This is a genomic window from Streptomyces sp. NPDC058052 (assembly GCF_042885515.1).
Lineage (GTDB): Bacteria > Actinomycetota > Actinomycetes > Streptomycetales > Streptomycetaceae > Streptomyces.
Genome location: NZ_JBHVRX010000040.1, coordinates 28139 through 51107, shown reverse-complemented (window position 1 = coordinate 51107; position 22969 = coordinate 28139). Strand labels below are relative to the sequence as shown.

22 protein-coding genes and 1 riboswitch are annotated in these 22969 nt (G+C 74.1%); of the genes, 12 read left to right on the top strand and 10 right to left on the bottom strand.

From position 1 onward, the window contains the following. Window positions 1-36: 36 nt before the first annotated feature. Complete coding sequence (locus tag ACFVU3_RS35230; RefSeq protein ID WP_390072847.1) at window positions 37-1251, top strand: MFS transporter; 1215 nt, start codon at window positions 37-39, stop codon at window positions 1249-1251. A gap of 34 nt (window positions 1252-1285) precedes the next feature. After that, on the top strand, window positions 1286-3799 hold the full coding sequence (locus ACFVU3_RS35225; protein ID WP_390072846.1) for a DUF4132 domain-containing protein: 2514 nt from the start codon (window positions 1286-1288) through the stop codon (window positions 3797-3799). On the opposite strand, the gene ACFVU3_RS35220 is transcribed toward ACFVU3_RS35225, so the two are convergent. Continuing rightward, window positions 3771-4559: an alpha/beta fold hydrolase gene (locus ACFVU3_RS35220; protein ID WP_390072845.1), complete on the bottom strand. Its 789-nt coding sequence runs from the start codon at window positions 4557-4559 to the stop codon at window positions 3771-3773. The genes ACFVU3_RS35225 and ACFVU3_RS35220 overlap by 29 nt on opposite strands. A gap of 125 nt (window positions 4560-4684) precedes the next feature. On the opposite strand from ACFVU3_RS35220, the gene ACFVU3_RS35215 reads away from it, so the two are divergent. Then, window positions 4685-4948: a hypothetical protein gene (locus ACFVU3_RS35215; RefSeq protein WP_390072862.1), complete on the top strand. Its 264-nt coding sequence runs from the start codon at window positions 4685-4687 to the stop codon at window positions 4946-4948. 10 nt (window positions 4949-4958) lie between these two features. Continuing rightward, complete coding sequence (locus tag ACFVU3_RS35210) at window positions 4959-5774, top strand: TetR/AcrR family transcriptional regulator (protein ID WP_390072844.1); 816 nt, start codon at window positions 4959-4961, stop codon at window positions 5772-5774. A 22-nt stretch (window positions 5775-5796) separates the two neighbouring features. Here ACFVU3_RS35210 and ACFVU3_RS35205 read toward each other — a convergent pair whose 3' ends face one another. The 3 genes from ACFVU3_RS35205 to ACFVU3_RS35195 all read right to left on the bottom strand — a co-directional run bounded on the left by ACFVU3_RS35205 (window position 5797) and on the right by ACFVU3_RS35195 (window position 9121). Continuing rightward, window positions 5797-7350 (bottom strand): ABC transporter substrate-binding protein, encoded by a 1554-nt coding sequence (locus ACFVU3_RS35205; protein ID WP_390072843.1) that lies wholly within the window; start codon window positions 7348-7350, stop codon window positions 5797-5799. 195 nt (window positions 7351-7545) lie between these two features. Next, window positions 7546-8859, bottom strand: coding sequence for a metallophosphoesterase (locus ACFVU3_RS35200; protein ID WP_390072842.1), 1314 nt, complete (start codon window positions 8857-8859; stop codon window positions 7546-7548). A gap of 19 nt (window positions 8860-8878) precedes the next feature. Next, window positions 8879-9121, bottom strand: coding sequence for an SCO4848 family membrane protein (locus tag ACFVU3_RS35195; protein WP_390072841.1), 243 nt, complete (start codon window positions 9119-9121; stop codon window positions 8879-8881). Window positions 9122-9230: 109 nt separating this feature from the next. Here ACFVU3_RS35195 and ACFVU3_RS35190 point away from each other — a divergent pair, with 109 nt between their 5' ends. Next, complete coding sequence (locus ACFVU3_RS35190; protein WP_390072840.1) at window positions 9231-10571, top strand: D-alanyl-D-alanine carboxypeptidase family protein; 1341 nt, start codon at window positions 9231-9233, stop codon at window positions 10569-10571. On the opposite strand, the gene ACFVU3_RS35185 is transcribed toward ACFVU3_RS35190, so the two are convergent. Continuing rightward, a complete protein-coding gene (locus tag ACFVU3_RS35185; protein ID WP_390072839.1) occupies window positions 10486-11436 on the bottom strand; it encodes a YihY/virulence factor BrkB family protein in 951 nt (316 codons plus the stop codon). The two genes, ACFVU3_RS35190 and ACFVU3_RS35185, sit on opposite strands and share 86 nt — an antisense overlap. Before the next feature lie 105 nt (window positions 11437-11541). Here ACFVU3_RS35185 and ACFVU3_RS35180 point away from each other — a divergent pair, with 105 nt between their 5' ends. Together ACFVU3_RS35180 and ACFVU3_RS35175 are read left to right on the top strand one after the other, a co-directional pair. Then, window positions 11542-12786: an FAD-binding protein gene (locus ACFVU3_RS35180; protein ID WP_390072838.1), complete on the top strand. Its 1245-nt coding sequence runs from the start codon at window positions 11542-11544 to the stop codon at window positions 12784-12786. Window positions 12787-12806: 20 nt separating this feature from the next. Further along, the gene (locus ACFVU3_RS35175) at window positions 12807-13562 is read left to right on the top strand and encodes a decaprenylphospho-beta-D-erythro-pentofuranosid-2-ulose 2-reductase (RefSeq protein WP_390072837.1); all 756 of its coding nucleotides are present in this window, start codon (window positions 12807-12809) and stop codon (window positions 13560-13562) included. 148 nt (window positions 13563-13710) lie between these two features. On the opposite strand, the gene ACFVU3_RS35170 is transcribed toward ACFVU3_RS35175, so the two are convergent. After that, complete coding sequence (locus tag ACFVU3_RS35170; protein WP_390072836.1) at window positions 13711-14292, bottom strand: 2'-5' RNA ligase family protein; 582 nt, start codon at window positions 14290-14292, stop codon at window positions 13711-13713. Window positions 14293-14407: 115 nt separating this feature from the next. Further along, window positions 14408-15424, bottom strand: a complete 1017-nt coding sequence (gene trpS / locus ACFVU3_RS35165; RefSeq protein WP_390072835.1) for a tryptophan--tRNA ligase — start codon at window positions 15422-15424, stop codon at window positions 14408-14410. 56 nt (window positions 15425-15480) lie between these two features. Here trpS and ACFVU3_RS35160 point away from each other — a divergent pair, with 56 nt between their 5' ends. Further along, complete coding sequence (locus tag ACFVU3_RS35160) at window positions 15481-16083, top strand: RNA polymerase sigma factor (RefSeq protein ID WP_390072834.1); 603 nt, start codon at window positions 15481-15483, stop codon at window positions 16081-16083. Continuing rightward, window positions 16076-16864 carry a hypothetical protein gene (locus tag ACFVU3_RS35155; RefSeq protein WP_390072833.1) on the top strand — a complete coding sequence of 263 codons (789 nt, stop codon included), beginning with the start codon at window positions 16076-16078 and terminating at the stop codon, window positions 16862-16864. The genes ACFVU3_RS35160 and ACFVU3_RS35155 overlap by 8 nt, the downstream gene beginning before the upstream one ends. A gap of 12 nt (window positions 16865-16876) precedes the next feature. Here ACFVU3_RS35155 and glyA read toward each other — a convergent pair whose 3' ends face one another. Continuing rightward, window positions 16877-18166 carry a serine hydroxymethyltransferase gene (glyA, locus tag ACFVU3_RS35150; RefSeq protein WP_390072832.1) on the bottom strand — a complete coding sequence of 430 codons (1290 nt, stop codon included), beginning with the start codon at window positions 18164-18166 and terminating at the stop codon, window positions 16877-16879. A gap of 63 nt (window positions 18167-18229) precedes the next feature. Then, window positions 18230-18320: riboswitch (ZMP/ZTP riboswitch) on the bottom strand. A 106-nt stretch (window positions 18321-18426) separates the two neighbouring features. On the opposite strand from glyA, the gene rocD reads away from it, so the two are divergent. Together rocD and ACFVU3_RS35140 are read left to right on the top strand one after the other, a co-directional pair. Beyond that, window positions 18427-19632, top strand: a complete 1206-nt coding sequence (rocD, locus tag ACFVU3_RS35145; RefSeq protein ID WP_390072831.1) for an ornithine--oxo-acid transaminase — start codon at window positions 18427-18429, stop codon at window positions 19630-19632. A gap of 91 nt (window positions 19633-19723) precedes the next feature. Further along, window positions 19724-20419, top strand: a complete 696-nt coding sequence (locus tag ACFVU3_RS35140; protein ID WP_390072830.1) for a polysaccharide deacetylase family protein — start codon at window positions 19724-19726, stop codon at window positions 20417-20419. Between the two features lie 36 nt (window positions 20420-20455). On the opposite strand, the gene ACFVU3_RS35135 is transcribed toward ACFVU3_RS35140, so the two are convergent. Both ACFVU3_RS35135 and ACFVU3_RS35130 read right to left on the bottom strand, forming a co-directional pair. Next, a complete protein-coding gene (locus tag ACFVU3_RS35135) occupies window positions 20456-21637 on the bottom strand; it encodes a glutathionylspermidine synthase family protein (protein WP_390072829.1) in 1182 nt (393 codons plus the stop codon). Window positions 21638-21655: 18 nt separating this feature from the next. After that, window positions 21656-21967 (bottom strand): hypothetical protein, encoded by a 312-nt coding sequence (locus tag ACFVU3_RS35130; protein ID WP_390072828.1) that lies wholly within the window; start codon window positions 21965-21967, stop codon window positions 21656-21658. A 139-nt stretch (window positions 21968-22106) separates the two neighbouring features. Between ACFVU3_RS35130 and ACFVU3_RS35125 the strand changes: the two genes are divergently transcribed. Next, window positions 22107-22949, top strand: coding sequence for a hypothetical protein (locus ACFVU3_RS35125; RefSeq protein ID WP_390072826.1), 843 nt, complete (start codon window positions 22107-22109; stop codon window positions 22947-22949). Window positions 22950-22969 lie beyond the last annotated feature (20 nt).

The window sequence follows — 22969 nt, the reverse complement described above, 5'->3', positions numbered from 1 at the left end:
TTGCCGAATTATTCGGCACCGAAATACCCTGCCCCCATGTCGCCTGACACCGCCGCTCCGCCGGCCGTCCGCCACCCGCTGCGCACCCGGCCCTTCCGCCTCCTCTTCGCCGGGCGGGTGCTCTCGCTCACCGGAGACGCCGTCGTCCCCGCCGCCCTCGCCCTCGCCGTCCTCGAAGCCACCGGCTCCACCGGCGCGCTCGCGCTCGTGCTCGCGTGCGCGATGGTGCCGAAACTCGTGCTGCTGCCGGTCGGCGGAGTCCTCGCCGACCGGTTCGACGCCCGCGCCATCGCCCTCGCCATGGACCTGGTCCGGTGCGCCGCCCAGCTCCTCGTCGGCCTCCAGCTCCTGAGCGGCAGCCCCACCCTGTGGCTGATCGCCGCCGCCTCGGCCGCCGGCGGCGCCGCCGGCGCGTTCGCCGTGCCGACCGGCTCCCCGCTGGTGCGCGGAACCGTCGCCGAGGAGGCCCTGCACCGGGCCAACGCCGCCATGGCGATCGCCCACAGCGCCGCCCGCGTGGGCGGGCCCGCGCTCGCCGGCGCCCTCATCCTCACCGTCGGCCCCGGCTGGGCCTTCGTCCTCGACGCCGTCTCCTTCGCGGTCAGCGCCGCGCTCCTCGCCGTCCTGCGGGTCGAGCGGGTGCCGATCCCCCGCCGGTCGATCGTCGCCGACCTGCGCGAGGGCTGGCGGGAGGTCAGGTCCCGCGACTGGTACTGGACCAGCCTCGTCGCCCACAGCGCCTGGAACGGCGCCGCCGCCGTCCTGATGACCCTCGGCCCCGCGATCGCCGTGGACCGGCTCGGCGGCGCGGGCGCCTGGGTGCTGCTGCTCCAGGTCGGCGCGGTGGGACTGCTCGCCGGCTCGCTCCTCGCCGACCGGCTGAAGCCCTCCCGGCCCGTCCTCACCGCCAACCTCGCCCTCGCGACCTACGCGCTGCCGCTGCTGCTGCTCGCCGCCGGGGCGCCCGCCTGGGCCGTCATCGGCGCGTACGGGCTCGCACAGGCCGGCCTCGGCTTCCTCAACCCCGTCTGGGACACGGTCGTCCAGCGCGCGGTCCCCGAGCAGGTGCTGGCCCGGGTGGTCTCGTACGACTGGCTGCTCTCGCTCGCCGCGATGCCGGTCGGCTACACGCTGGCGCCGCTCGCCGCCGACGCGTGGGGCCCGGCCGTCCCGCTGGTCGCGGCGGCCGTCCTGGTCGCCGGCTGCTGCCTGGCGACGGCCCTGGTGCCGGGGGTGCGCAGACCGCGCTGAGGCGTTGTCGGTGGCGGGCCCTACCGTGGTCGGCATGGTGGGGATCACCGGCCCGGGGGCCGGCATGGGCGAGACGGTGGCGCGCGCGACGGCCGGAGGGCCGGACGCGCTGCGGGAGTTGCTGGACGCGCTGGAGGGGGCGGAGCTGCGGGAGGCCGCGCTCGCCCTGCACCTGCGCGCCTGCCGCGGGAAGGGCGGCCAGGTGGTGACGGACGCGCTCGCCGGGCTGGCGCGCCGGGACCTCGCCTGGTCGGCCGCCGACGCGGACCTGCTGCTCTCCCGGGTCCTGGGCGGCGGGGCGGGCGTGGCACCGCACGAGCTGCGGACGGACTTCACGGCCCTGGTGCCGCTCGTGGTGGCGGCCTGCGAGCAGGCGGGCGACTTCTCGCGGACCCACGTCCGCGCCCTGCGCCGGGTCGCCGAGGGCCTGCGCCTCTCCTCCCAGGACGGGTTCGGCCCGCTCCGCGACCGGATGGACGCCCTGCTCGCGCGCGAGACGCGGGTGGACACCGGCCTGCTGCCCCGTCACGTCCTGGACGGGTTCGACGACTACGGCCCGGCGATGCGGGCCGCGCACGCGGAGCCGCTCGCGGGGGCGGGGGTCGCCGCGTTCCTGGCGCACTGCGCGCTGCTCGACAAGCCGCGCGCCACCCGGGTCTGGCGGCGGCGGGCGGCGGAGCTGCTGGCCGGTGCCGAGCGGGGCACGGAGGTGGTGCGGCTGCTCCTGGAGGGGGTCACCGCCCAGACCGAGCACCGGGTGAGGGACCCGGACCTCGTCGGCATGGGCATCCCCACCCTGGCGAGCGCCGCCAACACCTCCCTCGTCCGCGGCCTCCTGTGGGCCTCGCTGGACGTCCGGGAGGAGTGGGTGGTGCCGCTGGTGGGGGCCGTGGCGCTGAACGCGGGGACGGGGCTCGGCGGATCCGGGGGGATGTGCCGCAGCCAGCCGCTCGCCACGGCGGCCGTCGCCGTGCTCGGGGAGTGCCCGGCCGGGCTGGCCGGGGAGGCCGTGGCCGAGCTGGGGCGGCTGCCGAGGCGGGTGGTCAACCGGACGGTGGCGAAGGGCATCGCGCGCGCCCGCGAGACCGTCTCCGCGCGGGCCGGGGTGACCGCGTCGATGCTGCGGGAGCGGGCCGTGCCCGCGCTCGGGCTCGACGGGCGCGGGACCCGGGAGGTGGCGCTGGGGGCGTACACGGCGGAGCTGGCGGTACGGGAGCCGGGCACGGCCCTGCTCTCCTTCAGGGGCCCGGAGGGGAGGCTCCTGAAGACCGCGCCGAAGGAGGTGCGGGAGACCCGCGGCGAGGCGCTGAGGGAGGTCAGGACGGGGCTGCGGAAGCTGTCGGCGCTGCTCGCGGAGGAGCGGGCCCGCCTGGAGGAGCACCTGGCGGCGGGCACGACCTGGCCGGCGGAGGACTGGCGGCGGTACTACGCGGACCATCCGGTGACGGGGGCCGTGGCGCGGGCGCTCGTCTGGGAGGCCGGGGACGGTGCCGGGGGCTGGACGGCCGGAGTGCCGGAGCGGACCGGCGGCGGCTGGGCGCTGGCCGCCGCGGACGGCACCGCGCGGCCGGTCGGGGCGGCCGACCGGCTGCGGCTGTGGCATCCGCTGCGGGCCGCGGACGAGGAGGTCGCCCAGTGGCGGGCGGCGCTGCTCGACCGGGAGGGGCGGCAGCCGTTCAAGCAGGTCTTCCGGGAGGTCTACCCGCTGACGCCGGCCGAGCGGGAGACCGCCTCGTACTCGAACCGCTTCGCCGGGCACGTGCTGCGGTACGGGCAGGCCCGGGCGCTGATGACCGGACGGGGCTGGGCGGGACGGCACCTGGGGTACTTCTCCGAGGGCGACTCGTCCGAGCTGGTCAAGGAGCTGCCGGCGCCGGGCGAGCTGCCGGCGGCGGAGGGGACGCGGTGGCGGGCCCGCTTCTTCGTGGACCTGGTCGACGAAGGGGCGTACTCGGACGGGGTCGCCCTGCTCTGCGCGACGGACCAGGTGCGGTTCGAGCGGAAGGCGGGGGCGGCGGGGCCGCGGGCCTGGGAGCGGGCGCCGCTGGAGGAGGTGCCGCCGCTGGCGCTGTCGGAGGCGCTGCGGGACGTGGACCTGTTCGTGGGGGTGGCGTCGGTCGGGGCGGACCCGGAGTGGCGGGACCGGGGCGCGGACCGGGCGTACGGCGACTACTGGACCCGCTGGGGCTTCGGGGAGCTGGGCGAGGGGGCGCGGGTGCGGCGGGAGACGCTGGCCCGGCTGCTGCCGCGGACCCGGATCGCGGACCGGGTGGAGCTGACGGACCGGTTCCTGCGGGTGCGGGGGGAGCGGGGGGCGTACCGGATCCACCTGGGTTCCGGGAACGTGCTGATGGAGCCCTCGGACACGTATCTGTGCGTGGTGGTGGACCGTTCGCGGGAGGCCGGGCGGGCGGCGGGGAAGGTGTTCCTGCCGTTCGAGGAGGACGGCGGGATGCTGTCGGTGATCCTGTCGAAGGCGTTCCTGCTGGCCGCCGACGACCGGATCACCGACCCGACGATCACCGCCCAGCTGCGGCGGGGGCGCTGACCTCGGCGAGGTGGTCGAGGAGGAGGCGGAGGGTCTCCTCCGGGCGTTCCAGGGACGGCAGGTGGCCGGCCCAGTCGAGTTCGACGTGGCGGGCGGCCGGGAGGAGGGCGGCGGTCTTCTCGCCGATGGCGCGGAAGTCGGGGACGTCGTGGGCGCCGGTGACGACGAGGGCGGGCGCGGCGATCGCCGCGAGGTCCCGCTCGGTGACGCCCGAGGGGCCGGCCTCGTGCTCCTCGGGGACGCCGAGCTGGAGCTCGAAGGCGCGGCGCTGCATGGCGTGGACGAGGGCGCGGGCGTCGTCGCCGGCGTCGGGGCCGAGCCACAGGCCGACGTTGAGGGCGGTGGCGGCCTCGATGTCACCGGCTTCCAGGAGGGCGTCCTCCTGCCCGAAGAAGGCCCGGAGTTCGGGTCCCGCCTCGTGCTCGACGGGCGCGGCGGCGCAGAGCAGGGTGAGCGCGGTGGTCCGGCCGGGGTGGCGGACGGCGAACTCCAGGGCGACCTCGCCGCCGAAGGAGGAGCCGACGAGCACGGCGCGCTCGACGCCGAGGTGGTCGAGGAGGTCCCGTACGTCGTCGGCGTGGACGTGCGGGGCGTCGGCGGGGGTCTCGCCGAAGCCGCGGAGGTCGCAGCGGACGACGTGGTGCCCCGCCCCGGCGAGGGCCTGGAACTGCCCGTCCCACATCCGGCGGTCGCAGACCCCGGAGTGCAGCAGGACGACGGTCTGGGGGCCGGTGCCGGCCGTGTCATGAGAGAGCGTCATCCGCGTGACTCTAGATGCTCATGACAGCGTCGGCCACACCTTTCACGCTGCGACTTGAACGCGTTCAAGAGGAGGTCTACGGTCATGTCCGCCAGCATGTGAACGCGTTCAAGGGAGCGTGGGGCATGGACCTCACTGTCGTCGCGTACATCGCCTACCTGCTGATCGGCGTGGCCCTGACCATCTGGGTCGCCCGCACCCTCAGCCGCGACGGAAGGGTCTTCCTCTCCGACGTGCCGCACGGGGCCGGACAGCCCTTCGCCCGCGCCGCCGTCCTCACCGCCGCCAGGTGGCGCGAGGCCCTCGACAGCCCCGAGCGGCAGGACGGGCGGTCCGGCGGCGGGCCCTGCGGAGCCGGGCACTGCGAGGTGTCCGGTCCGCCCGACTAGGCTCGGCCCCGTGAAGGACGCGAAGGAAGAGAAGAAGGCCCCGGACGCCCGCAAGGCCCCGGACGCTCCGAAGGCCCCGGACGCTCCGAAGGCCCCCAAGAGCGAGCAGACCCGGACGCTCATCCTGGAGACCGCGCTGCGGCTCTTCCGGGAGCGGGGGTACGACAAGACCACCATGCGGGCGATCGCCCAGGAGGCCGGGGTCTCGGTCGGGAACGCCTACTACTACTTCGCGTCCAAGGAGCACCTGGTCCAGGGCTTCTACGTCCGGATCGCCGAGGAGCACCAGGCCGCGGTCGAGTCGGTCCTGGAGGGCGGCGAGAAGGAACTGGTCGCCCGCATCCGGGGCGTCCTGCTCGCCTGGCTCGACATCGCGGAGCCGTACCACGAGTTCGCCGCCCAGTTCTTCAAGAACGCGGCCGACCCCGACAGCCCGCTCTCGCCGTTCTCCCCGGAATCGGAGGGGGCCCGCGAGGCGGCGATCCAGGTCCACCGCCGGGTCATCTCCGGCGCCTCCGTGAAGGTCGACCCCGAACTCTCCGAGGCGCTGCCGCAGCTGCTCTGGCTCCAGCAGATGGGCCTGGTGCTGTTCTGGGTGTACGACCGCTCCGAGGGCGCCGCCAACAGCCGGCGGCTCGTGGAACGGCTGTCGCCGGTGACCGCCCGGGCCATCTCGCTCTCCCGCTTCCGCATCCTGCGCCCGCTGGTCAAGGAGACCCACGAACTGCTCGCGGACTTCATGCCGACGGCGGCCGGGATGGCGGCGTCGGGGCGGCCCCGAAGGACCGCCCCGAAGAAGGACTCGCGGGGGTCCTCCGCGGAGTAGGTCCGCGGAGGATCCTCCCGGATCAGAGCCAGGCGAGCTCCCACAGGCGCCAGATGCCGGTGCCGTCGGAGAGGTTCTGCGAGCCGCCGACGGCCTCGGTGGCGAGGACGTAGTCCTTCTTCTGCCACAGCGGGATCAGCGGCACGTCCTGGGCGATCTCGTCCTGGATCACCTTGAAGTCGCCGGTGGCCCGGGAGCGGTCGCTGTACTGCTGGGTGTCGGTGATCAGCTTGTCGACGGACTTGCTGGAGTACCCGCTGGCGAGGGCGTTGCCGGTGCCCACGAGCGGGGCGGTGAAGCTGTCCGAGTCGGGGAAGTCGGGGAGCCAGCCCACCGTGTAGACGTCATAGGCGCCGTTGGCGTAGCCCTTCTGGAAGGTCGGCCAGTCGGCCTCCACCAGCTTCACCTCGAAGAGGCCGGACTCCTCCAGCTGCTTCTTGATCTCGACGGTCTCGGCCTTGTACGTGGCGTCCTGGCGGTAACCGAAGGTGAACGCGACCGGCGTCCGCACGCCGGCGTCCTTCAGCAGCTTCTTCGCCTTCTTCTCGTCCGGCGCGGGGTAGCGGTCGTAGAAGGCCGTGCTGTGGCCGACGAAGCCCTGCGGGATCAGCGAGTACAGCGGCTCGACCGTGCCCTTGTAGGCGCCGGTGGTGATGGTCGGCCGGTCGAGGAGGGCCGCGATCGCCTGGCGCACCGCCTTCGTCCCCATCGGCGACTCGTCCCGGGTGTTGAAGACGATGTTGCGGATCTCGGCGCTCTCCGCCTCGGTGAGGCGCGTGCCGCCGTTGGTGTCCAGATTCTCCACGAAGGACGGCGGGAGCTGGCGGTGCGTCACCTGGACGTCCCCGGACTTCCACGCCTCGGCCAGCTGCTCGGACTCCTTGAAGTACTTCACCAGGACCGGACGCCCGGTCCCCGCGAGCGCGCCGCGGTACTTCGGGTTGGGCTCCAGGAGGGCGCTCTGGCCCGGCTTGTACTCCTTGAGGATGTACGGGCCGGTGCCGTCGACGCCGTTGTCCTGGCGGAGGGTGTCGGCCTGGTAGCGCTCGCGGTCGACGATCGAACCGGCGCCGGTGGCCAGCTTCAGCGGGAAGGTGGCGTCCCGGCCGCTGAGGTTGAAGGTGACCGTCCGGCCGTCGGCCGTCACGTTCTTCAGGGTGGGGAAGAGCGGAGCGGGACCGAGCTCGGCCTTGATCTTCAGCATCCGGTCGAAGGAGTACTTGACGTCCTCGCCCGTCACCGTGCGCCCGCTGGGGAAGGTGAGGTCGCCGCGGAGCGTGCACTGGTACGTGGCGAGCTTGTCGCCCACGAACTTGCAGCTCTCGGCGGCGTCCGGGGTCGGGGTGGTGAAGCCCGGCTTGAAGGTCAGCAGCGACTGGTAGACGTTGCTGTAGATCGCCCAGGAGCCGGCGTCGTAGGCGCCGGCCGGGTCGAGCGAGGAGACCTGGTCCGTGGTGCCCACGGGGACGGGGTCGGTACGACCCTCGTCGGAGGGCAGGAGTTGCCAGCCCCCCACCCCCGCGGCCACCAGTACTCCACAAGTGATGAGGATCCGGAGACGGACCGTCGACCGCATTGCCGTGCTTCCTTTTTTCGTGCAAAAACCCCAAAGGGCGACGACCCCCGAATCGTCGCGTTTGCGCCACCCAATCACACGGGTTTCACCGGGGGAAGAGGAAACCTTCACACGGCATGCATATGTCCGGGAAATGCGAATTTAAGTCGATGAGCAGCACGTATCGACCCCGGCGCAGGGAGTGACAATCCCCGATTACGCCTGTTTCGAGGCGAGTTGGACGACCGTGATGTCGGAGGGCGCGCCGACCCGGACCGGCGGCCCCCACGCGCCGGCACCCCGGGAGACGTACAGCTGGGTGTCCCCGTAGCGTTCGAGACCGGCCACGGTCGGGTTGGCGAGCTCGGCGAGGACGTTGCCGGGCCAGAGCTGGCCGCCGTGGGTGTGACCGGACAGCTGGAGGTCCACCCCGTGGGCGACGGCGTCGTCGATGACGATCGGCTGGTGGGCGAGGAGGACGGCCGCCCGGGACCGGTCGCGGTCCCCGAGCGCGCGGCCGAAGTCGGGCCCCCGCCCCTCGCTCTCGCCCGCCACGTCGTCCACGCCCGCCAGGTCGAACCCCGCGGCGATCTCCAGGCGTTCGTTGCGCAGCGGGCGCATGCCGAGCTCGCGGACGTGCTCGACCCAGGCGTCGGCGCCGGAGAAGTACTCGTGGTTGCCGGTGACGAAGAAGGAGCCGTGCCGGGCGCGCAGCCGCGCCAGCGGCTCAGCGGCGGGCCCGAGGTCCGCCACGGTGCCGTCGACGAGGTCGCCGACGACGGCGATCAGATCGGGCTGGGTGGCGTTGATCGCGTCGACGATGCGCTGGGAGTGGGCGCGCCCGAGGATCGGCCCGAGGTGGATGTCGGAGACGACCGCGATCCGGTAACCGTGCGCGGCCCGGGGCAGCTTGGCCAGCGGAACGGTCACCCGCTTCACCTTCGGCCCGCTCAGCACCCCGTACGCCCCGTTCGCCACGGTCCCGGCCGCGACCGCCGCCGCGGCACCCCCGACGACCCGCGCCACGAAGAGCCGCCGCGACACCTCGGCGACCGGCACCCCGCCGGCGGCCCCCGGCGCCTCCTCCCGCTCCGGCGCGGCCCCGGTCCCGGCCTCCGTCTCCGGCGCCTCCCCCCGCTCCGGTACGGGTACGGGTACGGGCGCGGGCGCGGGCGCGGCCACCGGCGCGGGGGCGGCGGCTGCCGCGGCGGCCCGCCGGGCGAGCACCCGGTTCAGCACCGGCCGCACCGCCTCGCCGACGACCAGCGCCAGCACCACGTACAGCAGCAGCGCCAGCCACAGGAACCCGGGCCAGGCCACGACCTGCTGGAACAGGAACGGCGCCCCGGCGCGCCCGGAGACGAGCGCGGCGATCGAGAGCAGCGGCAGCACGACCACCAGGACCGTGCCGAGGCGCCGGGCCCGGCCGCCGGGCACGGTGACGTCCCGGACCAGACGACGCCACACGTACCAGTGGACTGCGCCGAGCAGCGCGAGAACCACGACCAGGAAGGGCAGGAAGGCGATCACGCCCGGTACCTCTCTTGTGTCAGTCGGAGCGGCGGGAGGCACGCACCCCGCGCAACCCGATCACGCCGATCACCGTCCCCAGGACAAAGGACGTCACGGCGAGCAGCAGATGGACCCAGAAGTAGGCCGTCGGGTCCCCGGCGTCGTCGAACGCGAGACCGCTCCCGTCGTTCCATAGATTCTTGACGAAAGTGATCCAGATGAACCAACTCCAGACCCCGAACGCGAGCAGGAACCAGGAGACGCGGCGGCTGAGCTTCATGGGCTCAGTATCACCGTCCGCCCCCGGGGGCCCGCGTCCGGGTGGAGAGGGGTGGGGGAAGGGGACCGTGGGGTTCGGATCGGGGGTGCGTGCCTGTACGTTCTCGATCGTGTCTGCTTCGAACAGGACCGCTGCCGCGGTCGCCGCCGCTCTGTTGCTTCCGCTCGCGATCGCCGCCGGGCCCGCCCACGCGGACGAACCCGTCAAGCCGGGGGCGGTCTCGAAGGCTCCGGAGACGGAGAAGGAGAAGGAGAAGAAGGAGGAGCAGCCCAAGCCGCCGCAGGACATGTCGTCGGTCGGCGGGGTGCTGCTGGGGCTGCCGGGGACCCAGGTGAAGCTGGGGACCGGGGCGCCGGTGCTGCCGAAGGAGCTGTCGGCGCGGTCGTGGATCGTGGCCGACGCGGAGAGCGGGGCGGTGCTGGCCTCGCACAACCCGCACTGGCGGCTCGCGCCCGCGTCCACGCTGAAGATGCTCTTCGCGGACACGCTGCTGCCGAAGTTCAAGGACAAGAAGCAGACCCACCTGGTCACGGCGGCGGACCTGGCCGGGCTCGGCGAGGGCTCCAGCCTCGTCGGGATAAAGGAGAAGCAGTCCTACACGGTCCGGGACCTGTGGCTGGGGGTGTTCCTGCGGTCCGGGAACGACGCCGTGCACGTCCTGACGCAGATGAACCAGGGCCTGACGAAGACCGTGGGCGAGATGAACGCCCACGCGGCCGAGCTCCAGGCGCTCGACACCCACGTCAAGTCGCCGGACGGCTACGACGCCCCGGGGCAGGTCTCGTCGGCGTACGACCTGACGCTGATCGCCCGCAGCGGCATGCAGAAGGCGGAGTTCCGGGAGTACGCGGCGACTCCGCGCGCGGCCTTCCCCGGAGAGGCGAAGCCGGGCAAGAAGCGCGAGACGTTCGAGATCCAGAACACCAACCGGCTGCTGACCGGCGACTTCGGCATCGCCCCGTACCCGGGCATCGCCGGGGTGAAGAACGGCAACACCACGCACGCGGGCGCCACCTTCACCGGGGTCGCGGAGCGGAACGGGCGGGTGCTGCTCGTCACGGTCATGAACCCGTCGTCGAAGGAGCAGCACGCGGTCTACAAGGAGGCCGCGCGGCTGCTCGACTGGGGTTTCGCGGCGTCCGGGAAGGTGACGCCGGTCGGTGAGCTGGTGGCGCCGAAGAGCGCGGTGCCGTCGGCCCGGCCGGTGGGCGGTACGGAGTCGGGGGCGCCGGCGCCGGGCAAGGAGCGTCCGGAGACGGGCGGCCCGGCCGTCGCGGCCGCCGGGGAGGGCTCGGGCGGGGTCGGGATCGCGCTCGCGATCGCGGGCGGAGTGCTGGTGCTGGTCGCGGCGGCGGTCTTCCTCGTCAACCGTCGCTGGCCCGCGGCGGGGGGTGCGGTCCGCCGTCGTCGTTACCGGACGGCCGCTCCGGATCCGGACGTGAATCCGTAGGCGCGCCGGAGGTCCCGAGCGAGCCCACCGCCGTCCAGGCGGAGCAGAAGAGCAGGAGCTTCGCGGTGAAGTTGATCCACAGGAGCAGCGCCACCGGCACGCCGAAGGCGCCGTACATCGACTTCGCCGCGACCTCCCGCATGTAGCCGCCGAGCAGCAGCTTGAGGAGTTCGAAGCCGGCCGCGGCGATCAGGGCGGCCACCACGAGCCGGCGGCGCGGCGGGTCGACGCCCGGCAGCAGTTTGAGGACGTAGATCAGGATCAGGAAGTCGGCGACCATCGCGACGAGCACGGCGGCGCCCTGGAGCAGGATGCCGCCCGCGCCGCCTCCCGAGATGCCGAGGCGGTCGGCGGTCCAGCCGACGGCGGTGGAGCCGAGCCAGGAGGCGGCGAGCGAGCAGAGGGCGACGGCGCCGAGGCCGACGAGGATGACGGCGTCCTTGCCCTTGCGGAGCACCGGGTTGCCCTCGTCGAGGTCGTCGATGCCCCAGACGGCCCGGAGGCAGTCCCGCATCGAGCCGATCCAGCCGATGCCGGTGAAGAGCAGCAGGGCGCCGGCGACGAGTCCGACGGTGCCGGCGTTGGCGACGAGTCCGCCGATGTCGAGCTGGTCGGAGATGCCGGGGACCTGGTCGGAGAGTTTGTCCTCGATCCGTGCGAGCTGGTCGTCGGTGAGAAGCGCGGCGCCGATGGCGGCGGCGACGGTGATGAGCGGGAAGAGGGCGAGGAAGGAGAGGAAGGTGATGGCGGCGGCGAGCCTGCTCCAGTGCACTTCGTCGAGCCGCTCGTAGGAGCGCCAGGCGTGCGTCCTCATGAGCCGGACGGCCCAGGGGCCGATGACGGGGAGCTTGGTCAGCCAGTCCATGGGTCGAGGATCCCCCGGCCGTGGGCGGCGGGTGGGGACCGACACCGCGCGTCGGGGGACGGTAATAGCGGCATAAGCGACAGACGCGGCGATACCGTCGCCCTCATGGCTGTCGAACCCCTCGTCCTGGACGACGACTTCGTGCCCCTGACGGGCGCCGGGCGCACCGCACCCTCGCTCGCGCTGCTCGCCCGGCCCCGTTCGGCCGCCGAGGCCGCCGGGGCGGTCCTCCGCCCGGGGCCGCGCGGTGCCGTGGCCCGGGGCCGCGGCCGGTCCGGCGGCGACGCGGCGCAGAACGCGGGCGGGACCGTCCTGGACCTGACCGCGCTCGACCGGATCCTCGGTCTGGACCCGGCGGCGGGCCTGGTGGTCTGCGAGGCCGGTACGGAACTGGGCGCGCTGGCCCGGGCCTTGCTCCCGCTCGGTCTCCATCCGCGGACCGGCGCGGGAGGCTGGACGGCCGGCGGCGCGATCGCCTCGGGGTACGGCGGTGGGGTCGTCGCGCTCGAACTGCTCGGCGCCGACGGGGAGTCCAGGACGGTCCGGAGCGGCGAGCCGCTCTTCGAGGCGACCGTCGGCGGGCTCGGCCTGACCGGGGTGGTCCTCTCCGCGACGCTGGCGCTGCGGCCCGTCGGGACGGCGTTCCTGCGCGAGCGGACCTTCCGTTTCCGGGACGCCGACGCGCTGCTCGCCCACTGGACGGGCGGCGGCGCGCCCCGGGAGCCGTACGCGCGCGCCCGGGTCGAGCTGACGGGCCGGGGCCGCGCCGTCCTCACGACCGCCACGCCGGTGCCGTACGCCGGTCTCCCCCGGGGTCACCGGGCCCGCCGGGCGCCGCTGGCGGTCCCGCCGGCCTTCCCCGGGCTGTGGACGGGCGGGCTGCGGCCGCTGCCGGGGCTGGCACGCGCGCGCGTGGCCCCGTCTTACGGCTCCGGGGCCGGGGCGGCCTTCGTGCGGTACCGGTGCGCCGTCCCGGAGGGGCGGGAGGAGGCACTGCGCGGCATCCTCGGGCTGCTCGCCGGCCGGCGCTCCCCCGCGCGGGGCGCCCGGCACGCGCGCGTGGAGCGGGTGTACGCGGACGGGGCGGGGCCGCTGGCGTTCCCGGTGCGCGGCTGGTGCCTGGGGTTCGACGTGCCCGCCGGCGCGCCGGGGCTCGGGCGGTTCCTCGACGTCCTGGACGAGCGGGTGGCGGCGGCCGGCGGGCGGGTCTGTCTCGCCGAGGACGCCCGGCTGCGGCCCGCGCTGCTGCCCGTCATGTACCCGCGGCTCGACGCCTTCCGTGGGCTGCGGGCCGCGTTCGATCCCCGGTCCGTGTTCCGCTCGGACCTCTCCCGCCGTCTCGGCCTCTGAAACCGTTCAGGAGTGATGTCGTGAAGGACGCCTTCGGTGCCCCTCAGTCCCTGCTGCTGCTCGGCGGCACGTCCGCCATCGGGCTCGCCACCGCGCGCCGGCTGATCGCCCGCCGCACCCGGACGGTCTGGCTGGCCGGCCGCCCCTCCCCCGAGCTGGCGGAGGCCGCCGGGTCGCTGCGCGCGCTGGGGGCGGAGGTGTACGTGGTGCCGTTCGACGCGCTGGACACGGAGGCGCACGCGGAACGGCTCGGGCGGGTCTTCGCGGAGGGCGACGTCGATCTGGTGCTGCTCGCGTTCGGGGTCCTCGGCGACCAGGCGCGCGACGAGTCCGATCCGGCCGCCGCGGTGCGGGTCGCGCAGACCAACTACACGGGTGCGGTGTCGGCGGGGCTGGTGTGCGCGGGCGCGCTGCAGGCGCAGGGGCACGGTTCGCTGGTGGTGCTGTCGTCGGTGGCGGGCGAGCGGGGGCGGCGGGCGGACTTCATCTACGGCTCGTCGAAGGCGGGTCTCGACGTGTTCGCGCAGGGGCTGGGGGACGCGCTGCACGGGACGGGGGTGCACGTGATGGTGGTGCGGCCCGGTTTCGTGCGCTCGGCGAGGACGGCGGGGCGTCCCGAGGCGCCGCTGGCGACGACGCCGGAGGCGGTGGCGGGCGCGATCGAGCTGGGGCTGCGGCGCCGGTCGGAGACGGTGTGGGTGCCGGGTCCGCTGCGGCTGGTGGCGTCGGCGCTGCGGCACGTGCCGCGGCCGCTGCACCGGCGGCTTCCGGTCTGAGGCACCGGCCGGTACGGGGGCCGCCGGTACGGGGGGCCGCCGGTACGGGGCCCCGGCTGTGCCGGGGGTGTGTCTCCGGGGCTGTGCCGGGGCTGCGTCTCCGGGGCTGTCCTGGGGAACCGGCCGGAGCGGGGTTCCGGGGTCGGGCCTAGGAGGTCGAGCGGACCGGGCTGCCGCCCTGGGCCGGGACGGCGGAGATGGGGCGGCCGCTGCCGAACTCGTAGTCGTACAGCTTCCGCCACACGCCGTCGGCGCCCTGCTCGTAGAGGGCGAAGGAGGAGCAGGTCCAGGCGGCCTCGTAGCCGGCGAGCTCCTCGAAGGCCCGGTCCATGGCCTCCTCGGCGATGCCGTGGGCGACGGTGACGTGCGGGTGGTACGGGAACTGGAGCTCGCGGACGAGCGGCCCGGCCTCCTCGCGGAGGCGGGCCTGGAGCCGGTCGCAGCCGGCCACGCCCTCGGCGAGGGTGACGAAGACCACCGGGGAGAGCGGGCGGAAGGTGCCGGTGCCGGCGAGCCGGATCCCGAAGGGGAGCCAGTCGGCGGCGACGTCGGTGAGGTGCGCCTCGATCTCCGGGAGCCGGTCCTGGTCGACCTCGGTGGGCGGGACGAGGGTGACGTGGGTGGGGATGGCGTGCGCGGCGGGGTCGCCGAAGCCCGCGCGCCGCTCCTGGAGCAGGCTGCCGTGAGGCTCCGGGACCGCGATCGAAACGCCGAGCGTTACGGTCCCCACGTCGTTCTCCTCCGTCGTCTCATCGGGTCGGTGTGTGGTGGTGCGGCTGCCAGTGTGCGGCCTGCACCACCTCGATGGCCAGGGTCCTCGGACCCTGTGCCGTGTTCCTGCGGCGTCAGTGCTTGGCGGGCAGGAAGCCGATCTTGTCGTAGGTCTGCGCCAGCGTCTCGGCGGCGACCGCACGGGCCTTCTCCGCGCCCTTGGCCAGGACCGAGTCCAGCGTCTCCGGGTCGTCCAGGTATTCCTGGGTGCGGGTCCGGAAGGGGGTGACGAAGTCCACCATGACCTCGGCGAGGTCGGTCTTGAGGGCGCCGTACATCTTGCCCTCGTAGCTCTTCTCCAGCTCCGCGATGCCGGTGCCCGTGAGGGTGGACATGATCGTGAGCAGGTTGGAGACGCCGGCCTTGTTCTCCGGGTCGAAGCGGATCACCGTGTCGGTGTCGGTGACGGCGCTCTTGACCTTCTTCGCGGTGACCTTCGGGTCGTCGAGGAGGTTGATGAGGCCCTTCGGCGTGGACGCCGACTTGCTCATCTTGATCGTCGGGTCCTGGAGGTCGTAGATCTTCCCGGTCTCCTTGACGATGTACGGCGCCGGGACGGTGAAGGTGTCGCCGAAGCGGCCGTTGAAGCGCTCCGCGAGGTCGCGGGTCAGCTCGATGTGCTGGCGCTGGTCCTCGCCGACGGGGACGTGCGTGGCCTGGTAGAGCAGGATGTCCGCGACCTGGAGGATCGGGTAGGTGAAGAGGCCGACGGTGGCGCGGTCGGCTCCCTGCCTGGCGGACTTGTCCTTGAACTGGGTCATGCGGGACGCCTCGCCGAAGCCGGTGAGGCAGTTCATGACCCAGCCGAGCTGCGCGTGCTCGGGGACGTGGCTCTGGATGAAGAGGGTGCAGCGCTCGGGGTCGAGGCCGGCGGCGAGGAGCTGCGCGGCGGCGAGCCGGGTGTTGGCACGGAGCTCGGCCGGGTCCTGGGGGACCGTGATGGCGTGCAGGTCGACGACCATGTAGAAGGCGTCGTGGGTCTCCTGCAGCGCGACGTACTGCCTGATCGCACCGAGGTAGTTGCCGAGGTGGAACGAGCCCGCGGTGGGCTGGATTCCGGAGAGCGCGCGAGGACGTGCATCAGAGGCCATGCACATCATTCTCTCAGGTGTGGGAACCGATCCCCGACTGCCGGTGTACCAAGAGTGTGAGGACACGGGAGGGGGGCTCGGCCGTCGTCGACGAGAGCGCCGTGATCGCCCGGGTGCGCGCCGGAGAGCCGGAGGCGTACGCGGAGCTGGTCCGCGCGCACACGGCGGTGGCGCTGCGGGCGGCGGTGGCGTGCGGGGCGGGTGCGGAGGCCGAGGACGTGGTGCAGGCGGCGTTCTTCAAGGCGTACCGCTCGCTGGGGAGGTTCCGGGAGGGGGCGTCCTTCCGGCCGTGGCTGCTGAGCATCGTGGCCAATGAGACGAGGAACACACTGCGTTCGGCGGGCCGGCAGCGGGCGGTGGCGGGGCGGGAGGCGGAGCTGCTCGCGGGCGAGCCGCTGATACCGGAGTCGGCGGACCCGGCGGTGGCGGCGGTGGACGGCGAGCGGCGCCGGCGGCTGTGGGCGGCGCTGGACGGGCTGCCGGAGGAGCACCGGCGGGTGGTGGTGCACCGCTATCTGCTGGAGCTGGACGAGGCGGAGACGGCCGAGGCGCTGGGGTGGCCGCGGGGGACGGTGAAGTCGCGGCTGAGCCGGGCGCTGAAGAAGCTGGGGCTCGCGATGGGGGCGCGGGAGGCGAAGCGAGGTGGGGAGCGTGCGTGAGGACGAGCGGCCCGGGGGGCTGCCGCGGGAGCTGAGGGAGCTCGGGCGGTCGCTGCGGGTGCCGGACGTGGACGGGGAGTCGATGGCCGAGCGGGTGCTGGCCCAGCTCCTGGCCGAGCACGTGCCCGTGCCGGTGGTGGAGCCGGAGCCGGAGCGGGCCGGGTGGCGGGGGTGGCTGCGGCGGCGGTGGCGGGCGCTGCTGGCGGCGCTGTCCGGGGTGCTGGTGGTGGCGGTGCTGACGCCGCCGGTGCGGGCGGCGGTGGTGGAGTGGCTGGGAGTGGGCGGGGTCGCGGTGGAGTACGCGCCGGGCGCGCCGCCGGTGGCCGCGGAGGAGGTCCCGGGGTGTCCCGATCCGGTGCCGGTGGCGGAGGCGGCCCGGCGGGCGGGGTTCGCTCCGCCGCTGCCGGAGGGGGTGGCCGGGGCGGTCACGTCGGTGACGGGGCGGGAGCCGGCGGCGGTGGTCGGCGTCTGCTGGCGGTCGGCGGCCGGGGCGGTGGTCCGGCTGGACGTGTTCCCCGGCGCTCTGGACCCGGGCTTCGTGAAGGAGGTCCGGGTGCAGCCGGAGCCGGTGGTGCTCGCGGACGGGACGGCGGCGTACTGGTTCGCCGAGCCGCACCGGCTGGCCTTCCCGCTCTCCTCGGTCGAGGGCCGGTGGCGGCAGGAGGTGCGGGCGGCCGGGCCGACGCTGCTGTGGGTCCGCCCGTCGGCGGGGCTGACGCTGCGGCTGGAGGGGATACCGGACCGGACGGAGGCGCTGCGGGTGGCGGCCTCCGTCCGGTAGCGGGCCGGAGGGTCAGACGGGGAGGCCCGGCGCGGGGTGGGCTGCCATCAGGTCGGCGACCTCGGCGCGGATCGTGGCGAGGGTGGCCTCGTCCTCGGCCGCGGCGGCGGTGACGGCGCGGTCGATCCAGTCGGCGACCTGGTCCATGTGGGCCGGGGTCAGGCCGCGGGAGGTGAGGGAGGGGGTGCCGATGCGGACGCCGGAGGGGTCGAAGGGCTTCCGGGTGTCGTAGGGGACGGTGTTGTGGTTGACGACGATGCCGGCGCGGTCGAGGGCCTTGGCGGCGGTCTTGCCGGGGACCTGCTTCGGGGTGAGGTCCATCAGGATCAGGTGGTTGTCGGTGCCGCCGGAGACCAGGTCGAAGCCGCGGGCGAGGAGGGCGTCGGCGAGGGCCTTGGCGTTGGCGACGACGGCGTGGGCGTAGTCGCGGAAGGAGGGCTGGGCGGCCTCGCGGAGGGCGACGGCGATGGCGGCGGTGGTCTGGTTGTGCGGGCCGCCCTGGAGGCCGGGGAAGACGGCCTTGTCGAGCGCCTTGGCGTGCTCCTCGGTGGACATCAGCATGGCGCCGCGCGGACCGCGGAGGGTCTTGTGGGTGGTCGTGGAGATGACGTCCACGTGGCCGGACGGGGAGGGGTGGGCGCCGCCGGCGATCAGGCCGGCGATGTGGGCGATGTCGGCGACGAGGACGGCGCCGGCCTCGCGGGCGATCTCACCGAAGGCGGCGAAGTCGATGGTGCGGGGCAGGGCGGTGCCGCCACAGAAGATGATCTTCGGGCGTTCGGCGAGGGCGAGGTCGCGGACCTGGTCGTAGTCGATGAGGCCGTCGTCGCGGCGGACGCCGTACTGGACGCCACGGAACCAGGTTCCGGTGGCGGAGACGCCCCAGCCGTGGGTGAGGTGGCCGCCCATGGGGAGCGCCATGCCCATGACGGTGTCGCCGGGCCGCGCGAAGGCGAGGTGGACGGCGAGGTTGGCCGGGGAGCCGGAGTAGGGCTGGACGTTGGCGTGATCGACGCCGAAAAGGGCCTTGGCGCGCTCGATCGCGAGGGTCTCGACCTGGTCGATCACCTGCTGGCCCTCGTAGTAGCGGCGGCCGGGGTAGCCCTCGCTGTACTTGTTCTGGAGGACGGTGCCGGAGGCTTCGAGGACGGCGGCGGAGACGTAGTTCTCGCTCGGGATGAGGCGGAGGGTGTCGGCCTGGAGCCGTTCCTCGGCGCCGACGAGGGCGGCGAGCTCGGGGTCGGCGGCGCGGAGCGCGGGGTGGCCGGCGGGACGGTGCGGGGCGGGCGGCGGGGTGGTCACGTGTTCCTCCGGGAGTACGTCGGAACGTCCCGGGCGAGGTGTCGCACGGGACGCGGGGCGGTCCCGTGATGCCCAGGCGAGCGGCACCTCGTGTGGTGGAGCGCGCGCGGCTCCCCCGGGGTCGGTTCCCCGTACGCCAGTCGCCGTGCGTGGGGACAGAGTAACGGGCGCGCCGTCCTGCGAGGTTTCTTCGTCCGGGATGCGAGCGACGATAAGAAGGGGCCACAACACACCCCGGCCGCAGGACGATCGGAGATCCCGTGTCGAGAACGCAAGACGAGATCGTTGCCTCGGAGGCGCACAGCGCCCACAACTACCACCCCCTGCCCGTCGTCGTCGCCTCCGCGGAGGGGGCCTGGATGACGGATGTCGAGGGGCGTCGTTTCCTGGACATGCTCGCCGGCTATTCGGCGCTGAACTTCGGGCACGGCAACCGCCGGCTGATCGAGGCGGCGAAGGCCCAGCTGGAGCGGGTGACGCTCACGTCGCGGGCGTTCCACCACGACCGCTTCGCCGAGTTCTGCACCCGGCTGGCGGAGCTGTGCGGCAAGGAGACGGTGCTGCCGATGAACACCGGCGCGGAGGCGGTCGAGACGGCCGTGAAGACGGCCCGGAAGTGGGGGTACGAGGTGAAGGGCGTGCCGGACGGGCACGCGAAGATCGTGGTGGCGGGGAACAACTTCCACGGGCGGACGACGACGATCGTCTCCTTCTCGACCGACCACGACGCCCGGGACCACTTCGGTCCGTACACGCCGGGGTTCGAGATCGTGCCGTACGGCGATCTGACGGCGCTGGAGGCGGCGGTCACCGAGAACACGGTGGCGGTGCTGCTGGAACCGATCCAGGGCGAGGCGGGCGTGCTGGTGCCGCCGGCCGGTTATCTGCGCGGGGTGCGGGAGCTGACGACCCGGCGGAACGTGCTGTTCATGGCGGACGAGATCCAGTCGGGTCTGGGCCGGACGGGCCGGACCTTCGCCTGTGAGCACGACGGGGTCGTCCCGGACGTGTACATCCTGGGCAAGGCGCTGGGCGGTGGTGTGGTGCCGGTGTCGGCGGTGGTCGCGGACGCGGACGTGCTGGGGGTGTTCAAGCCGGGCGAGCACGGTTCGACCTTCGGCGGGAACCCGCTGGCCTGCGCGGTGGCGCTGGAGGTGATCGCGATGCTGCGGACCGGGGAGTACCAGCAGCGGGCGGCGGAGCTGGGCGAGCATCTGCACGCGGAGCTGGGGCTGCTCGTGGGCGGCGGCGCGGTGGAGGCGGTGCGGGGCCGCGGCCTGTGGGCGGGCGTGGACATCGTGCCGGCGCGGGGCACGGGCCGGCAGATCTCGGAGCGGCTGATGGAGCGGGGGGTGCTGGTGAAGGACACCCACGGCTCGACGATCCGGATCGCGCCGCCGCTGGTGATCTCGAAGGAGGACCTGGACTGGGGTCTGGAGCAGCTGCGGGCGGTGCTGTCGGACTGACCGGGTCCGGTTCCGGGGCGGCGGCGGGTCCGTCGCCCCGGGGCAACTCGGGCCATTGACACCAGAGTTGGTCTAGGCCAATGATGCGGCCATGCCGAGACTCCGCCTGCGTCACGCGCTGCGTGGCGCGCTCGCCGCCCTCGTCCCGCTCGCCCTCCTCGGGGCCGTCGGCGGCCCCGCGCACGCCGCCCCGGAGGCGGCCTGGCCCGGGCCCGCGCCCGTGGTCTCCCGGGTCGAGACCACCGACCCGGTCGTCTTCATCACCATCGACGACGGCTGGTTCCACGACCCGGCCGCGGCGAAGCTGCTGCTCGACCGTCGGGTGCCCGCCTCGCTCTTCCTGCTGCCGGGGGCGTACGCGTACGACTCCGGGTACTTCCACCGGCTGCTCGACCACGGGCGGGTGCGGATCGAGAACCACACGGTCGGCCACCCGGACCTCACCACGCTCGACGCGGCCGGACAGCGGGCCGAGGTCTGCGGGGCGCGGGACGCGCAGCTCGCGGAGTTCGGCGACGGGCCGCGGCTGCTGCGCCCGCCGTACGGGGCGTACGACGCGACCACCCGGACCACCGCCCGCGCCTGCGGGGCGAAGGCCGTGGTGACGTGGACGTACGACCTGACCACCTGGGGCCAGTGGACCCCGCCGACGCCGTCCCTGAGGGCCGGCGACATCATCCTGCTGCACTTCAACGAGACGCTGGAGCAGGACCTGGAGCGGGCCCTGGCCCTCGCCGAGGTGGCCGGACTGAAGCCGGCGCCGCTGCGGGAGTACGTGCCGGAGTAGCCCCCGGGACCGCGGGGTCCAGAGGATGACGCGCGGTCAGAGGATGACGTGCGGGAGGAAGCGGGCGTACTCGTCGGTGATCGCGCCCGCCGACTCCCGGATGCCGAGCCCGGCGGCCTCGTCCTCGACGACCCAGGCGCCGAGCAGCGTGCGGTTGCCGTCGAAGTCGGGGAGCGGGGCCAGGCCCTGGTAGCAGCAGGGCTCGTCGCGGACGACGGGCTCGCCGCCGGGTTCGTGCAGGGTGACGCCGGCGCCCTCCCGGCCGAGCAGCGGCTTGGCCGCCCAGCCGGTGGTCGTCGCCAGTTCGCGCGGCCCGTCGAGGTAGGCGGGCAGCAGGTTGGGGTGGCCGGGGTAGAGCTCCCAGAGGATCGCGAGCAGCGCCTTGTTGGAGAGCAGCATCTTCCAGGCGGGTTCGATCCAGCAGGTGGTTCCGGAGCCGCCGCCGTTGTCCAGGGTGGACAGGACGTGCTTGCCGAAGCGGTCGGTGACCAGCCACTCCCACGGGTAGAGCTTGAAGCAGCTGCGGATGAACCGCAGCTTCTCGTCGACGAAGCGGCGGGAGAGCCGGTCCCAGCCGATCCGCTCCACGGAGAGCGCCTCGGTGGCGAGTCCGGCCTGCTCGGCGGTCTCGCGCAGGTACGCGACCGTCATGAGGTCCTCGCCGAGCTCGTCGGTCTCGGAGTGGGCGAAGTGGACCGGGCCGGGCGGCAGCAGCTTCGCCTGCCGCTTCCAGGCGTCCACCAGGCGCTCGTGGAGCGAGTTCCACTGGTCGGCGCCGGGGAAGCGTTCCTCCATCCAGAACCACTGCGGGCTCGCCGCCTCCACCAGGGAGGTCGGGGTGTCCGCGTTGTACTCCAGCATCTTCGCCGGGCCGGTGCCGTCGTAGACGAGGTCGAAGCGGGCGTAGAGGGAGGGGAGTTCGGCACGCCGGCGCCAGGACTCGGCGACCCGCCCGGCGATCCGGGGATCGGTGATCCCGAGATCGGCGAAACGGTTCCGCTCGACGATGTGCGCGGCCGCCGCGAGGCACATGGCGTGCAGCTCCTCGACGACCTCCTCCAGCGCCTCGACCTCGGGCAGCGTGAAGGAGTAGTACGCGCTCTCGTCCCAGTACGGGCGCAGCGAACCGTCCGGATAGCGGGTCAGCGGATAGACGAGCCCCTGCTCCTCGACCGTCTCCTGCCAGCCCGGACGGGGCTCGATGGTGTGCCGTTCCATGGTGCCGGTCCGCCCGCCTCAGCCGCCGCTCGACCCGGAGGACGAGCAGCCGAAGCCGCCGGTGTCGACGGCCTTCCGGTCGAAGCTGCCGCCCGCCACGCGGGCGTCGCGGACGTAGCCCCCGTAGTAGTAGGCGCCGCGGGTGGCCGAGCCGTTGTCGTCATCGTCGTCGTCGCTCGAACCGCCGGTGTCGCACCGGTAGCCCGGCAGCTCCTCCAGCGTCACCGGGTCCGCGCACCGGCGGTCGGGTTCGGCGCCGCAGGCGGTGATCGTCGCCGCGAGCACGCCCATACCGCCGAGCACCACCGTGCTCGACCTGAGCCTCCGCATGTCCCTCGCCCTCCCCTTCGCGTGGCCGCGCACCTTCGTGTGCGCGTGGCACGTCCGCGCGGCCGTTCGTATGACCGCGGGCCTCGCGACCGCACAGTGTAGGCCGCCGCTTTCCGGCCTCGGCACCTAGAGTCGCTTTGTGCTCTTCGGTATGGTTTGCGCGCTCGGATCGGCCCTGTGCTTCGGCGCGGCCACCGTCTTCCAGGCCGCCGCGGCCCGCGCGGCCGAGCCCGGGACGGGCAGCGGCGTCGACGTCGGACTGCTCTGGCGGGCGCTGCGGCAGTGGCGGTACGTCGTCGGGCTCGCCCTCGACGGACTCGGCTTCCTGCTGGAGGTCGTGGCCCTGCGCGCCCTCCCCCTGTACGCGGTCGGCGCCGCGCTCGCCGCGAGCCTCGCCGTCACGGCGGCGCTGGCCTCCTGGATGCTCGGGGTGCGGCTGAGCCGGGTCGAGTGGGGCGCGGTGGCGGCGGTCTGCGCGGGACTCGCCCTGCTGGCGCTCGCGGCGGGCCGGGAGGGCCACCGGTCCGGGCCGCCCGCGCTGCCGTGGGTGCTGCTCGGGATCGCGGCCGGGGTCCTGCTGCTCGGCGTCGCGGGCGGACGGCTGCCCGACCGGCCCCGGGCGCTGGTCCTCGGCCTCGGGTCCGGGATCGGCTTCGGGGTGGTGGAGGTGGCGGTACGGCTCCTGGACGACGTCGACCTGACGGACCCGGCGCTGTGGGCGCTGCTGCTCGGCGGCGGGGCGGCGTTCCTGCTGCTGACCTCGGCGTTCCAGCGGGGCGCGGTGACGACGGCGACGGCGGGCATGGTCCTCGGCGAGACGCTCGGCCCCGCGGCGGCGGGCGTCGTCTGGCTCGGCGACCGCACCCGCGAGGGCCTCGGCGGCCTGGCCGTCACCGGCTTCGCCCTGGCCGTGGCCGCCTCCCTCGTCCTCGCCCGCTTCGGCGACCCCCCGCCTCCCCCGCCGCACACGGACCGCCCGTGACGGCGGATTCGCGGACCGGT

What these genes read in the sequence shown, in the direction of transcription:
- ACFVU3_RS35230 (WP_390072847.1), top strand. Translation starts at nt 37, where the DNA reads ATGTCGCCTGACACCGCCGCTCCGCCGGCCGTCCGCCACCCGCTGCGC.
- ACFVU3_RS35225 (WP_390072846.1), top strand. Translation starts at nt 1,286, where the DNA reads ATGGTGGGGATCACCGGCCCGGGGGCCGGCATGGGCGAGACGGTGGCG.
- ACFVU3_RS35220 (WP_390072845.1), bottom strand. Translation starts at nt 4,559, where the DNA reads ATGACGCTCTCTCATGACACGGCCGGCACCGGCCCCCAGACCGTCGTC.
- ACFVU3_RS35215 (WP_390072862.1), top strand. Translation starts at nt 4,685, where the DNA reads ATGGACCTCACTGTCGTCGCGTACATCGCCTACCTGCTGATCGGCGTG.
- ACFVU3_RS35205 (WP_390072843.1), bottom strand. Translation starts at nt 7,350, where the DNA reads ATGCGGTCGACGGTCCGTCTCCGGATCCTCATCACTTGTGGAGTACTG.
- ACFVU3_RS35195 (WP_390072841.1), bottom strand. Translation starts at nt 9,121, where the DNA reads ATGAAGCTCAGCCGCCGCGTCTCCTGGTTCCTGCTCGCGTTCGGGGTC.
- ACFVU3_RS35185 (WP_390072839.1), bottom strand. Translation starts at nt 11,436, where the DNA reads ATGGACTGGCTGACCAAGCTCCCCGTCATCGGCCCCTGGGCCGTCCGG.
- ACFVU3_RS35180 (WP_390072838.1), top strand. Translation starts at nt 11,542, where the DNA reads ATGGCTGTCGAACCCCTCGTCCTGGACGACGACTTCGTGCCCCTGACG.
- trpS (WP_390072835.1), bottom strand. Translation starts at nt 15,424, where the DNA reads ATGGCCTCTGATGCACGTCCTCGCGCGCTCTCCGGAATCCAGCCCACC.
- ACFVU3_RS35140 (WP_390072830.1), top strand. Translation starts at nt 19,724, where the DNA reads ATGCCGAGACTCCGCCTGCGTCACGCGCTGCGTGGCGCGCTCGCCGCC.
- ACFVU3_RS35135 (WP_390072829.1), bottom strand. Translation starts at nt 21,637, where the DNA reads ATGGAACGGCACACCATCGAGCCCCGTCCGGGCTGGCAGGAGACGGTC.
- ACFVU3_RS35130 (WP_390072828.1), bottom strand. Translation starts at nt 21,967, where the DNA reads ATGCGGAGGCTCAGGTCGAGCACGGTGGTGCTCGGCGGTATGGGCGTG.